Annotated in this window: 10 protein-coding genes; 6 read left to right on the top strand and 4 right to left on the bottom strand. The window is 43.2% G+C overall.

The window, feature by feature from the left end:
- Positions 1 to 168: 168 nt before the first annotated feature.
- Positions 169 to 2214: an elongation factor G gene (locus tag NIES592_RS14515; protein ID WP_062247580.1), complete on the top strand. Its 2046-nt coding sequence runs from the start codon at positions 169 to 171 to the stop codon at positions 2212 to 2214.
- Positions 2215 to 2714: 500 nt separating this feature from the next.
- Here NIES592_RS14515 and NIES592_RS14510 read toward each other — a convergent pair whose 3' ends face one another.
- The 4 genes from NIES592_RS14510 to NIES592_RS25230 all read right to left on the bottom strand — a co-directional run bounded on the left by NIES592_RS14510 (position 2715) and on the right by NIES592_RS25230 (position 7550).
- Positions 2715 to 3002 (bottom strand): hypothetical protein, encoded by a 288-nt coding sequence (locus NIES592_RS14510; RefSeq protein WP_073556119.1) that lies wholly within the window; start codon positions 3000 to 3002, stop codon positions 2715 to 2717.
- 71 nt (positions 3003 to 3073) lie between these two features.
- Positions 3074 to 4882, bottom strand: a complete 1809-nt coding sequence (locus NIES592_RS14505) for a S8 family peptidase (RefSeq protein ID WP_073556118.1) — start codon at positions 4880 to 4882, stop codon at positions 3074 to 3076.
- 562 nt (positions 4883 to 5444) lie between these two features.
- Positions 5445 to 7256: a translation elongation factor 4 gene (gene lepA / locus NIES592_RS14500; RefSeq protein WP_062247572.1), complete on the bottom strand. Its 1812-nt coding sequence runs from the start codon at positions 7254 to 7256 to the stop codon at positions 5445 to 5447.
- Positions 7257 to 7328: 72 nt separating this feature from the next.
- Positions 7329 to 7550, bottom strand: coding sequence for a hypothetical protein (locus NIES592_RS25230; RefSeq protein ID WP_178379552.1), 222 nt, complete (start codon positions 7548 to 7550; stop codon positions 7329 to 7331).
- A 117-nt stretch (positions 7551 to 7667) separates the two neighbouring features.
- Here NIES592_RS25230 and NIES592_RS14495 point away from each other — a divergent pair, with 117 nt between their 5' ends.
- From NIES592_RS14495 to NIES592_RS14475, 5 genes are all read left to right on the top strand, one after another.
- The gene (locus NIES592_RS14495; RefSeq protein ID WP_073556117.1) at positions 7668 to 7904 is read left to right on the top strand and encodes a hypothetical protein; all 237 of its coding nucleotides are present in this window, start codon (positions 7668 to 7670) and stop codon (positions 7902 to 7904) included.
- A gap of 181 nt (positions 7905 to 8085) precedes the next feature.
- Complete coding sequence (locus NIES592_RS14490) at positions 8086 to 9834, top strand: ATP-binding protein (RefSeq protein ID WP_062247568.1); 1749 nt, start codon at positions 8086 to 8088, stop codon at positions 9832 to 9834.
- A 117-nt stretch (positions 9835 to 9951) separates the two neighbouring features.
- The gene (locus NIES592_RS14485; protein ID WP_073556116.1) at positions 9952 to 10590 is read left to right on the top strand and encodes a DUF3386 domain-containing protein; all 639 of its coding nucleotides are present in this window, start codon (positions 9952 to 9954) and stop codon (positions 10588 to 10590) included.
- A gap of 209 nt (positions 10591 to 10799) precedes the next feature.
- The gene (locus NIES592_RS14480; protein ID WP_009457148.1) at positions 10800 to 11030 is read left to right on the top strand and encodes a NifU family protein; all 231 of its coding nucleotides are present in this window, start codon (positions 10800 to 10802) and stop codon (positions 11028 to 11030) included.
- A gap of 128 nt (positions 11031 to 11158) precedes the next feature.
- A complete protein-coding gene (locus NIES592_RS14475; RefSeq protein ID WP_073556115.1) occupies positions 11159 to 13390 on the top strand; it encodes a glycoside hydrolase in 2232 nt (743 codons plus the stop codon).
- Positions 13391 to 13635 lie beyond the last annotated feature (245 nt).

The following is a 13635-nucleotide window of genomic DNA, read 5'->3' as shown; positions in this document are numbered from 1 at the left end:
TTAATTTTTAGTGACCCAAATCTTACAACAAAATACGATTGTTTGCCGGTTGGTTAAAGGCGAGTTAATGTCAATTTAAAGGCGGGATAATTTCCTAAATAACGGTTTTGAACTCTTCATAACTCAACTATAAGGCGGTTATGGACATAAGACCGCAAAGGAGTTTTTATGAACGAAAAAGTGAAATCGGGTTCGCGAAATGTAGCAATTGTCGGGCCTTATTTGAGTGGGAAAACAACTTTACTAGAAAGCTTGTTATTTGTAACAGGTGCTATTTCTCGCAAAGGCAGCGTTAAGGATGGTAACACAGTCGGCGATAGCTCTCAAGAAGCACGCGATCGCCAAATGAGTGTAGAAGTCAGCACAGCCAGTACTGAATACAATGACATTCGCTTCACCTTTATTGACTGCCCCGGCAGTGTAGAATTTGCTCAAGAAACTTACAACGCCTTAATTGGAGTTGATGCGGCAATTGTAGTTTGCGAACCCATCAATGATCGCGTCCTCACCCTTGCTCCTCTATTTAAATTCCTGGATGATTGGGAAATTCCCCATCTAGTCTTTGTCAACAAAATGGATCGGGCGAATATCCACGTTTTGGAAACACTGCACGCCCTCAAAGCCGTTTCTAGTCGTCCCCTCGTCGCGCACCAATACCCAATTATGGGAGGGGAACAGCTAATTGGTTTTATTGACTTGGTTACTGAACAAGCGTACCATTACCATTCCGGCGCGCCTGCTGATCCAGTCCCATTTCCCGAAGAACTAAAAGAAGAAGAACACATTGCACGAGCAGAAATGCTCGAAGCTTTAGCAAATTTTGACGACCACTTACTAGAAGAACTTTTAGAAGACATTGAACCGCCCCAAGAAGAAATTCTCAAAGATTTAAAAATGGAATTAGGGGCGGATTTAGTAGTACCAGTATTCTTTGGTGTTGCTGAACAAGATTACGGAGTTAGACCCCTACTAGAAGCCTTAGTAAGAGAAGCACCTGAACCAGCAACCACAGCTGAACGCCGCTTAAGTAACCAAAAAGACGGCACCACGATCGCCCAGGTGTTAAAGACCTATTACACTCCTCAAGGTGGAAAACTTTCCTTGGTGCGGGTTTGGCAAGGTAAATTAACTGATGGTATAGTCCTCAACGGTGTCCGGGCTGGTGGTATTTATCGTCTTATGGGACAACAGCTACAACAAGTTAATCAAGCTGGGGCTGGAGAAATTGTCGCTTTAAGCCGGATGGAGGGTATCAAGACAGGAGATACACTTTCTAACAATACTGCTAAGGAATTGCCCAAAACTGGACAACTAGAACCAGTTTATGCCCTGGCGATTATTCCCGAAAAACGCAACGATGAAGTGAAGCTAAGTGGTGCGATCACGAAGTTGTTAGAAGAAGACCCTTCTCTTGCTTGGGAACAACACGGTGATACCCATGAAGTTATCCTCTGGGGTCAAGGCGAAATTCATTTGCAAGTGGCACTAGATCGCCTGCGCCGCAAGTATAATTTGCCGATGACAACCCACTTGCCACAAATACCTTACAAAGAAACTATCCGCAAACCAGCTTCATCAGTTCACGGGCGCTACAAGCACCAAAGTGGTGGTCACGGTCAGTTTGGTGATGTTTATCTCGACATCCAACCCTTAGGACGAGGTGAAGGTTTTAGCTTCAAGGAAACCATTGTTGGTGGTGTGGTTCCCAAACAGTATATTCCTGGTGTGGAAATGGGTGTGCGGGAATTTTTAGCACATGGGCCATTGGGTTTCCCGGTTGTAGATGTGGCGGTAACGTTAACCAACGGTTCTTATCACACTGTCGATAGTTCCGAACAAGCATTTAAGCAAGCTGCCCGTGTAGCAATGCAAACCGGAATGACTCAGTGTCAACCCACCCTCCTGGAACCAATTCTGCGGGTGCAAGTTACAACCCCCAGCGAGTTCACCTCGAAAGTTATGCAGTTGGTGACTGGTAGACGGGGGCAGATTTTAGGTTACGAAGCCATTCACGATTGGCAAGGTTGGGATAGTATTACAGCTTATTTGCCCCAAGCTGAAATGCACAATTTTATCGTAGAGTTGCGATCGCAAACTCTCGGCGTTGGTTCTTTCCACTGGGAATTCGACCATCTGCAAGAAGTACCTGATAAGCTAGCTGAACGAATTCTAACTACTAACAGTGGTAATGGAGGTAATGGTAACAGTAAATAGTTTGGGTTTTTTAGACTGATTGATTTTGGGACACCCATAATGGGTGTCCTTGATTTTGTTTTTCATTCCAGCGATCGCATCCTTGCAAATCAAATCTACACTATGTATCGGGACTCAAAGGTAGCCCCCCAAAGCTATTTTGCAAAAGTTAGTTTTTTTTAAAACGAACACCGATGCACACGGATGTAGACGCGTAGCGGCTTCCGTAAGGTACACAGATAAATTCTTTTTCTGACTAATACGAAAAGCGCTATATCAGGAAAACTCTGCGTTTAGCTATCAGCAGTGATCGCAAATCACATCACAATTCCAAAATTTTTATTAAATTAATTGCCCCAAAGCCCCAAAGTTAAAAGGATGAGCTTATAGCCCACCCTTTTGTAAAGAAATATAAAAATTTATGTTGCAGCAGATAAGGAACCATGAATTTACAATAAACGTCATAACAACGAGTACTTTCAGTTTTGATGCTCTTCTACACAAAGCTAGCCGAACTGAAACTAAATTGTTGCATGTAAACGTCTGGGCGTACCTAAAGAAATAACGCGTGGGTCTGCTTCTAATTTCTGTAAATCTGTTTCTGTGACTGTTGCCGTAAATAGCTTAGGTGATATTTGAGCGCGGAGGTTGACAAAATTTGGTATGTAACCATCCTCAGCCACCTTTACCGTGACTGCAATTGGCTCGTCGGGACTTTCATTTTGTCGCGCCCAGTCCACTATGTTCGGTTCTATTTTTTTTAGTTTGTCGCCTGAACATTTAATCAAGCGTAGCTGCTTATTACTCATTTGCTTACAACCAAATCATCCATTATAACATTACAGGAAAATTTAGTTAAAATATGCCTGGAATCATAATATCATAACCGAGTAAACTTGTCTTGTACAGCTAACACAGCTGCATTGAGGTCGATCGCTCCATAACCGTAGCGCTCCGGCTGGCTGTGTATGGGAAAATTCTTTTGGGTACTAGCCGCTAAAAGCTCACGAATCTCCTCAATGGTGAGTGACTGGTTATGGGCAAGGGCTTCAGCAAATATTAAAGCGATCGCCCCAGTCACAACAGGAGCAGCCATACTAGTACCAGACATACGTACAACTTGAGTTGCTGTCCGTGAGGCAGCAGCCCATATGTGATGGCCAGGAGCAATCAAATCTGGTTTTTGCCGTCCATCGCGTGTGGGGCCGGAACTAGAAAAGAATGATAGGGGCTTATTGGTTTTAGTATTATCGTAGGAACCAACCACGATGCTTTTATATCCACAGGCGATGGTGTTCAGGGTATGGGTATTATCGTGGGGAGGCACAAAACAAGTTTGGCTGTGATCTTCACGCTCAATCCAAGCATGAAATTTCCCATTGATGACATGAATACCGTGGAGGCGTAGCGTCCAAATCCCACCTGGTAAATCAGGTTCCATAAACACGCAAATAACGTTATCTCCGTTATTGGGGTCAGAGTGGCGGTTAGTGAAAAATATGATGGTGTTGTCTTCAGTGTCTACCACTTCTCCGTTTTCTCCCAAATCTACCCGACCTAGACTACTACCATCGGGAGCAATAATTTCTAATTGGAAGCGATCGCCCCCGTCGTACCATATTTCTATTTCTTTTTGTCTGGGATTTCTGTGGAGGATTTGCCACTGGAGATCAAAATGCTGATTCTGCGACACAATTCCAGATGCATGAATACCTGTATCGTAGCTATTACCAGCAGCAATTACTATAGCTCGGTTTGGTTTTTCGGAAACTAAAGCGTCAATACCCTGTTCAACTAAAGTTGTACCGTCATGAGGGCCACCATATAGCCCCAAACTAATGTTAATTACACAAGGGCGATCGCCAGCAATATCAAAGATATATCTCATTGCTTCCAACAGCGCCACCGTATCGCCAAAACAACTTTCTACGGCTTGTTCACCATTTTCAATCAGGGGAGTATATTCATTTTGAGATAGTTGAACAAACACGATATCTGCGCCAGGGGCGACACCCGACAAACCACTCCCTTGTCCGTTACCAACGGCAATATCCATGACATGAGTGCCGTGGGCCCTTTCTTCTAGTTCGTATCCCAAAGCAGCATAAGGATCACTTGCGCTAAGGGCTTGATTGATTTCATCCCGCTTGTACTCTTGACCATATCCATAGGGACTTTTAGGATCAGAATGACCATCCTGGTTCCAAAAAGCTAACAATCTTGTAGAACCATCAGGATGACGAAAATTTTTGTGAGCAAAGTCACAACCGACATCAATAATACCAACTACAACACCACTTCCCTGTTCTTCTAGAGAATTTTGAGAACAAAGGTCTTGTTTAGCAACAGTCGCTGGAGAATTAATATTTATAGCTGGTTTTAGTGCTTGTGCTGGTTTCAAGCTGACCACGCAGTCGGACTGCTTTATATGCTCAATTCGGGAAACCGGAATTCTACCTGTGACAATTCGCTCACCATTGGGCGTACTACCCAAGTCAGCACCCGGATAGACTTCGTTCATAGATAGCCATTCCTTGAGGTTGTTTACCTTAGCAATAACTGCAACCTCTTCTTTTTCAGTGGATGTAGTAGCAGCTATAGTTATTCCTTGGCTTTTGCGTTCAAGTAGTCTTTGTAGCCGAGGGTCGATGTCAGCAAATATATCTGTTGATTCAAATTGCAATTGCATGGAAGAAGATTTTTAGCTGAAAACAATATTTTGGGTCTGTAATTACATTTACAGGCTCTTTCCAATGTATTTCAGAAAAAATCAAGTCAAATTAAATATTATCGGCTTGCATTAAAGAGGATAATATCTTCTTCTTGGCAGAGTTTATGGCTGGTATTTTACGTTTAATTATGTCTACTTGAAGTGAAATTAGGGGATGGGGTAAGGGTTGTGGCAAAAATTATATTTTGTAATATCGACCACTGATGAACGGTGTTCGATTTATCAAAAAATACTTTTTGTACCTTGCGTTTCTACTTAATTCAAAATTAGATTGTGTATTTTTGATTTTTCAAGTTAGATCCTCGCAGGCAATTGATTAAAAATAAAACGAACACAGATGTAGACGCCCGTAAGGGCGGCTTCCCGCAGGGTACACCGATGCACACCGATGCATTATCGGTTTGCTGTTAAGTTGCTCCCCAATCCCTATTTTCAAGAGAGTCAATTATGGGAAAATCCCACAACCAAACTTGAAAAATTGGCTCTTCCCACACCCCTACACCCTTTTTTTTTGCAAGCATTACTGCTGATCCAACCGCAACACTGCCATAAAAGCTTCTTGGGGAACATCAACTGTACCTACAGCTTTCATCCGCTTTTTACCCTTGGCTTGCTTCTGTAACAGTTTTTTCTTCCGGCTAATGTCACCACCGTAACACTTGGCAAGTACGTCTTTTCGTAAAGCGGGAATGTGTTCACTGGCAATTATCTTGCTACCAATAGCGGCTTGAATTGGCACTTTGAATTGATGGCGAGGAATGAGTTCTTTTAACTTCTCAGCCATTGAACGCCCAACACCATAGGCTTTATCACGGTGGACAATCATCGCCAAAGAATCAACTGGTTCGCCGTTAATCATGATATCTAGCTTCACCAAAGGATTCTCGCGGTAGCCGATCAGGTGATATTCCATACTGGCATAACCACGCGATCGCGATTTCATCTGATCAAAAAAGTCAGTGACGACTTCTGCCAAGGGTAATTCGTAAGTCAGGGTGGTACGTCCTTGGGTGAGATATTTCATATCTTTAAACACACCACGTCGGTTTTGTGATAATTCCATCAGAGTCCCGACATAAGTCTCTGGTGTAATCATTTCTACTTGGACATAGGGTTCTTCTATTTTCTCTCGTTCGTTGGGAGGGGGCAAGTGACTGGGGTTATCGATGTAGAGTACTTCGCCTTTGTTGGTGGTAACTCGATAAACTACTGAAGGGGCAGTAATAATTAAATCTAGGTTGTATTCTCGTTCCAAGCGTTCTTGCACAATTTCCATGTGCAACAATCCCAAGAAACCACAACGGAAACCAAAACCCATGGCGCTAGAAGTTTCTGGTTCATAATGCAGGGCTGCATCATTAAGTTTGAGCTTTTCTAATGCTTCCCGCAAGTCCTCAAATTGATCTGCATCGATGGGGAACATGCCACAGAACACCATTGGATTAGCTTCTTTATAACCAGATAGAGGTTCGGCAGCCTTGGCATTAGCCAGGGTGATAGTGTCGCCGACGCGCGCATCAGCCACAGCTTTAATGGCTGCTGCCAAGTAACCTACTTCTCCAGCATGTAAGTCTGTAACTTGCTTTTGGTTGGGAGAAAGTACACCTAACTCGTCAATTTCGTACTCCTTGCCAGACGCCATCAGGTAAATGCGATCGCCTTTCTTCAAAGTCCCATCCATCACCCGGAAATATACAATCACACCCCGGTAGCTGTCATAGTAGCTATCAAAAATCAATGCTCTTAAAGGTTCGTTGACTGTATTTCGTGGTGGTGGAATACGTTCTACAATCGCTTCTAAAATTTCATCAATCCCAATTCCCTCTTTGGCAGAAGCAAGAATCGCACCACTGCAATCCAAGCCAATAATTTCTTCAATTTCTCCAATGACTCTATCTGGCTCTGCTCCCGGTAAGTCAATTTTATTCAACACCGGAATAATTTCCAGGTTGTGTTCTAGTGCTAAATAAACATTGGCGAGAGTTTGTGCTTCTACACCTTGGGAAGCGTCTACTACCAACAATGCACCTTCGCAAGCTGCCAGACTGCGAGATACTTCATACGAAAAATCCACATGCCCAGGAGTATCAATTAGATTCAGTACGTATTGCTGACCATCTTTGGCGGTGTAGTTCATCCGGGCTGCTTGCAGCTTAATGGTAATGCCGCGCTCCCGTTCCAGATCCATATTGTCAAGGAACTGTTCTTTCATTAAGCGATCGTCCACCGTGCCAGTAACTTGCAGCAAGCGGTCAGCAAGAGTAGATTTGCCGTGGTCAATGTGAGCAATAATACAAAAATTCCGAATACGAACTGCGGGAACGTCAGTCATAATACTTTTTTGCTTTAGCAGCAACCAAGGTTAAACAGAAATATACTTAACGTATTTTAATGGTTTCTTAGCTCAGACGGTGTAATTGGAGGAGAAAAGGCGGAGTGGGGGGAGATGGGGAGTGTGGGGAGTGTGAGGAGTGTGTAGACGCGTAGCGGCTTCCCGTAAGGGTGGAGTGTGAGGAGTATGAGGGGTAGAGGAATTACCACTAACTACTAACAACCAACCACTAATATTGACAAAATATAAAGGTCTATCTATGGCATCTGGTATTGATCGGTTGGGAGCGTACAATAAACATCTAGAACTGCAAAATGCAGACAAATGAAGCTGATTGCAGGTGACAATTGCCTAGAACCAAAAACAAGCTCATCACAAAGCTTTTGATAAACGAATTGAGAGTTAGAAACTATGAATATGAAAGATAAGATTACCGACGTGGAAGAATCTCTAGCCGATAAGGTAGAAATTGCAATTCGTCTAGACTCTGAGTTGGTGGAGCAAATTCGCCATTTAACCAATGACCCCAGTAAAGTAATTGAAGTGGCAATTCGTCAGTGGTTACGAGGTGAAGTTCCCAGAGATGATGAACTTACACGCACTCCTAGACGTATGCCAGTACCACCACGAGGCGAATGGAATGATTAGTAACTACATGAGAGAAAAAATTAAGTGTTAAGGGAGAGTGAGGAAGTGTAGATTTTCTAAGGCTGTCAGCCAAAAATTTACTCATCAAAAGTGCTAAAGCTGTAAAAATTTATGCCAAGCTATAAACAGCTTCAGCCAAAAATATTTTTTGGGTTGCCATTTGTCTTATCCAACTCGAGTCATGAGTATTGCTGCTAATTCCCAACAGCCAAATTTTGTGTCTGAACATCTGGAAACTTTTACCAGTAACGCTAATGGCTCATCAGCCAATTTCGGAGCCGAGTTGGTGTATACGCAAGATGGGATAGGGCGATATCTTTCCTTTCATTGGCAACACTGCCAAAGGTTCGGTATTGATCCTCAGCAAGTTGTTGATGCCAATGTCGATGCGGTTTTTGCCCCAGTAGATAAGGTTGCTTACCTAGAAAGGTTGCACCGGATACTTACAACTTTAGTGCCAGAAAAGTGTCAATACTGGTTTCGCTATCAAGAGCAGTTGATAGAGTTGGAGTTAATTATTAGCCCAATTTTGCCGACGTTGGGTAATCCTGCGATCGCTGTTTTGGTGATTGGACGGCTACTACAAGCTACAGTCAACAAAACAGAAATGCAAGCGATCGCACAAAGCACCACAGAATTGGAATTAGCCTTACGTTCGCAGCAAAATCAACAATTGGTAACGCAAATTACCAGAAATATCCGCCGCACTCTAGACTTAGATATAATTTGGCAACAAACGGTTGATAGTTTAGGAGAACTGCTACAACTAAAGCGTTCAATTATTTGTCCATACCAACCGTCAAATAACAAACTCAAGGTAATAGCAGAGTATCGTCAACCAGCATTAAGTTCTGTGTTGGGTTTAGAAGTGGATATTGCTGCTGAGCCAGCATTTGCTAGAGCTTTGACTACCCTAGAACCAATTTTAGAAGAAAACCCCAAACATCCGCTATTTGGGCAAGAAACAATGTTGGTAGTAGCAACCTGCTATCAAGATCAGCCCAACGGATTGATTGCTGTGACTCTGTGCGATAAATGTTATGGTGTAACAGCCACAGAACTTGAACTAGCAAAAGAAGTGGCAGATCAATTAGGGACTGCGATCGCTCATGCGACTTTGTATAGAGAACTAGAAGCCGCACGCCAACAAGCAGAAGAAGCATCCCGCCTCAAAAGTGAGTTTCTCGCTAACGTGTCCCACGAAATTAGAACGCCGCTGAACGGGATGATCGGCTTTTTAAAATTAATTTTGGACGGAATGGCTGATGATCCAGAGGAACAAAAGCAGTTTATATTGGAGGCTCATAAATCATCACTCCATCTGCTGGATGTCATCAGTGATATTTTAGACTTTGCCAAAATCGAAGCAGACAAAATGGAACTGGAACTAGTGCCAGTCAGTATTGCAGAACTCTTCAGCGATGTAGGCAACTTTATGCGCTTGCAAGCCGAACAAAAAAACCTGAGCTTCCAGATGCATTTGCCAGATACATCGGATGATATTCTTGTCTACGGTGACTACCAACGCCTCAAGCAAGTAATGCTGAATTTAGTCGGCAACGCCATTAAATTTACCCACGAAGGTGGTGTGACTGTCAACGCCGATGTAGTTCGCAAAACAATAATATTTCAAGACCGAGAATTCCCCGGTATGGTAAAAGTACGTGTGGCAGATACTGGTATTGGCGTTTCTCTAGATCAACAAGACAAACTGTTTCAACTATTTTCACAAGTGGATGGTTCCCGCACTCGTCAATATGGTGGTACAGGTTTAGGACTAGTCATCTCTCAAAAACTTGTAGAAGCTATGGGTGGAGAAGTACATTTTTATAGCTTGGGTGAAGGGCTTGGCTCTACAGTAACTTTCAATGTACCACTGTATCAGCAACCAGTCATGGTTTCACCAAGTGAGGTCAATGCACAAGAATAGTCATTTGTCAATATGTTAATTGTCCATCGTCAATTGTTACCAGTTAAAACAATTGACAATTGACTCTGGACACTACAAAGCGGATTAAACTAAGAAAAGTGAAGTCAATGTGGTGGTATGACAACTCCAGACACAGCCCGCAAGTTATTCCAAACTGCTTACGAAAGCCGTTACACTTGGGACAAAAACTTTCCTGGTTACAGTGCAGATGTACAAGTGGTGCAGGGTGCGGAGGTTTACACAGGTCAAGTTCGCATTAACCACGACATGAGTATAGAAGTTACAAGAGTCAGTGATCAGCAAGTTGCAGAAGGTATTTACACTCAATTACAGGATATGGTCACTCACCGCCAACGTATTTCTTTTGAGGAGTCACACGGCAATCACGAATTCGTTCTCGGTGAAAGAGACAACACCGATGCAGTGGAAATTTTGGTCAAGGGTAACTCAATAGATTCTAATTACAAAATCCGGGACAAGCAAGTTTGTCAGGTAAATCGAACAATGGGTCGTATGGCTTTTGTAATTGATACTTATAAAAGTTTGGATACAGGTGAAGGCTATATTCCCATTTCCTATCAGGCTACTTTCCGCAACACCCAAACCAACAAAGTCACCAGCATTTTGAAGTTTGAAGATACCTATGAGAAAATAGGAAGCTACTATATCATGACCAAGCAAGTTGTGCAAGAGTATATAGATGACAAAAATACTACTAATACTGATTTTAATTACTCAAATATTGTTCTGAATTAGTGGTTGATTGTTGTTTGTTAGTGGTTAGTAGTTAGTGGTAATTCCTCTACCCCTCATACTCCTGATACTCTCCCCATTGCCCCTACCCTACGGGAAGCCGCGCAGAGCGCGTCTACACCCCACACTTCCCTAATCCCCACCCTTCTTGTACTAGGATGTAGTTAACAAATATAGAAATAAATATTTCTGCTCAAAATGAGGTCTGAAAAATGGAATTGACAGCTGACAACGTAGAAACTGTTTTGGATGAGATGCGCCCTTATCTGATGTCTGATGGTGGTAACGTGGAACTTGTAGAACTCGATGGCCCCATTGTTAAACTGCGGTTACAAGGCGCTTGCGGTTCTTGCCCAAGTTCCACAATGACCTTGAGAATGGGTATTGAACGTCGTCTCAAGGAAATGATTCCTGAAATTGCAGAAGTTGAGCAAGTAATTTAGGAATGGGTAATGGGTAATTGGTAATGGGTAATTGGTAATTGGGATATTACTACGCCCGATGCCCAATATCCAATGCCCAATGCCCAACACCCAATGCCCATCCTCATGTCCCATGCCCAAATAAGCCTATGTCTCATCTGCTCTACATCGCTTTTATCTGGCATCAACATCAGCCGCTGTATAAATCCCGCAGCGGCGTTTCGCTTTCTTTGTCCCAGCATTATCGCTTGCCTTGGGTCCGTCTGCACGGTACTAAGGACTATTTGGATTTAGTACTGCTTTTAGAGAGGTATCCTAAGTTACACCAAACCGTGAATTTAGTACCATCGCTGATCTTACAGTTAGAAGATTATATAGCTGGTACAGCTTTTGATCCTTACTTAGAAGTTAGTCTCACACCTACAGAACAACTCACTCAGCAACAGCGAGAATTTATTATCCAACACTTTTTTGATGCCAATCATCATACGATGATTGATCCTCATCCCCGCTACAGTGAGTTATACAGCCAAAAGCAAGAGAGAGGACAACCTTGGTGTTTGGAAAATTGGCAAGCACAAGATTATAGCGATTTATTGGCTTGGCACAACTTGGCTTGGATTGATCCCTTGTTTTGGGATGACCCAGAAATTGCTGCGTGGTTAAAACAAGGTCGAAATTTTACTTTAAGCGATCGCCAGCGTATTTATTCTAAACAACGAGACATCATTAGCCGCATTATCCCGCAACACCGGAAAATGCAACAAACAGGGCAAATTGAGGTACTCACTTCGCCCTACACTCACCCGATTTTGCCCTTACTTGCTGATACTGACTCTGGCAGAGTAGCTGTACCAAATATGACCTTGCCTCAGTATCGATTTCAGTGGCCAGAAGATATTCCCCGACATTTACAAAAAGCTTGGAATTTATACATAGATAGATTTGGACAAGAACCCCGTGGTTTATGGCCCTCGGAACAGTCAGTTAGCCCAGAAATATTACCGTATATTATCAAACAAGGATTTAAGTGGATTTGCTCAGATGAATCTGTCCTGGGATGGACATTGCGGCACTTTTTCCACCGGGACGGGGCGGGAAATGTGCAACAACCAGAGTTATTGTATCGACCATACCGTTTAGAAACCCCTGCGGGTGATTTAGCGATCGTCTTCCGTGACCATAGATTATCAGATTTAATTGGCTTTACCTATGGTTCCATGCCAGCGAAACAAGCAGCCGCGGACTTGGTAGGACACCTGCAAGCGATCGCAAAAATGCAAAGAGAACACCAAAGCGAACAACCCTGGTTAGTCACCATCGCCTTAGACGGCGAAAATTGTTGGGAATTTTATGCTCAAGATGGCAAACCCTTTTTAGAAGCCTTGTATGCAACCCTAGAACGAGAACCACATCTCAAACTCGTCACCGTCTCAGAATTCCTCGAACAGTACCCACCAACAGCAACTATTCCTGGAAAACAACTACACAGTGGTTCCTGGGTAGATGGTAGTTTTACCACTTGGATTGGTGATCCTGCCAAAAATCGTGCTTGGGATTACTTGACACAGGCACGTGCCACCTTAGCAAATCATCCAGAAGCAACCGAAGAAAACAACCCAGCAGTTTGGGAAGCATTGTACGCAGCAGAAGGTTCTGACTGGTTTTGGTGGTTTGGTGAAGGGCATTCTTCCAACCAAGACGCGATTTTCGATCAATTATTTCGCGAACATCTGTGTGGTATTTACAAAGCTTTAAATGAACCCATACCTCCCTACTTACGTCAGCCTGTAGAAGTTCATGCTGCACGCACAGATCATCGTCCAGAAAGCTTTATTCATCCCAATATAGACGGTAAAGGAGATGAACAAGACTGGGATAAAGCTGGACGTATCGAAATAGGTGGCGCACGGGGAACAATGCACAACAGTAGCGTCATCCAACGTCTGTGGTATGGGGTAGATCACTTGAATTTGTATCTGAGGCTAGACTTCAAAGCAGGTAGTCAGCCAGGACAGGATTTACCACCAGAGTTAAATTTGCTGTGGTTTTATCCTGACAAGACGATGCACAATAGCCCTATTCCCTTAGCGGAAGTGCCAGATATTGCACCAGTGAATTACCTATTCCATCATCATTTAGAAATCAATTTACTGACGCAATCGGTTCAATTTCGGGAAGCAGGGGAACATTATCAATGGCATCCTCGTACTAGTCGGGCGCAAGTTGCTTTAGACCGTTGTTTAGAGATTGCGATTCCGTGGGCTGATTTACAAGTGCCACCAGACTATACCCTGCGCTTAATTCTAGCGTTTGCAGATGAAGGGCGTTTTTGCAATTATTTGCCGGAGAATGGTTTGATTTCGATGGAAGTACCTTAATATTTGTTAGTTGTTGGTGGTTGGTGATTGATCGTTAATTGAAAAAGAGGTTTACACATCGATACCGATACACACAGATAAAAAGACAACCCAGTCATCAAATCGGTGTTTATCTGTGTTCATCTGTGTTCGATAATCATTACCCCCTGATTGCCCCATAATCTTGTTGAAAACTCGACCACCGATACACACCGATACACACAGATAAAAAGACAACCCAGTCATCAAATCGGTGTTTATCTGTG

The sequence above is a fragment of the Fischerella major NIES-592 genome, from assembly GCF_001904645.1.
In the GTDB taxonomy this organism is placed as follows: Bacteria; Cyanobacteriota; Cyanobacteriia; order Cyanobacteriales; family Nostocaceae; genus Fischerella; species Fischerella thermalis.
The sequence above is the reverse complement of the archived record's forward strand: the minus strand, read 5'-3'. Positions and strand labels throughout refer to the sequence as shown.

What these genes read in the sequence shown, in the direction of transcription:
- NIES592_RS14515 (WP_062247580.1), top strand. Translation starts at nt 169, where the DNA reads ATGAACGAAAAAGTGAAATCGGGTTCGCGAAATGTAGCAATTGTCGGG.
- NIES592_RS14510 (WP_073556119.1), bottom strand. Translation starts at nt 3,002, where the DNA reads ATGAGTAATAAGCAGCTACGCTTGATTAAATGTTCAGGCGACAAACTA.
- NIES592_RS14505 (WP_073556118.1), bottom strand. Translation starts at nt 4,882, where the DNA reads ATGCAATTGCAATTTGAATCAACAGATATATTTGCTGACATCGACCCT.
- lepA (WP_062247572.1), bottom strand. Translation starts at nt 7,256, where the DNA reads ATGACTGACGTTCCCGCAGTTCGTATTCGGAATTTTTGTATTATTGCT.
- NIES592_RS14495 (WP_073556117.1), top strand. Translation starts at nt 7,668, where the DNA reads ATGAATATGAAAGATAAGATTACCGACGTGGAAGAATCTCTAGCCGAT.
- NIES592_RS14490 (WP_062247568.1), top strand. Translation starts at nt 8,086, where the DNA reads ATGAGTATTGCTGCTAATTCCCAACAGCCAAATTTTGTGTCTGAACAT.
- NIES592_RS14485 (WP_073556116.1), top strand. Translation starts at nt 9,952, where the DNA reads ATGACAACTCCAGACACAGCCCGCAAGTTATTCCAAACTGCTTACGAA.
- NIES592_RS14480 (WP_009457148.1), top strand. Translation starts at nt 10,800, where the DNA reads ATGGAATTGACAGCTGACAACGTAGAAACTGTTTTGGATGAGATGCGC.
- NIES592_RS14475 (WP_073556115.1), top strand. Translation starts at nt 11,159, where the DNA reads ATGTCTCATCTGCTCTACATCGCTTTTATCTGGCATCAACATCAGCCG.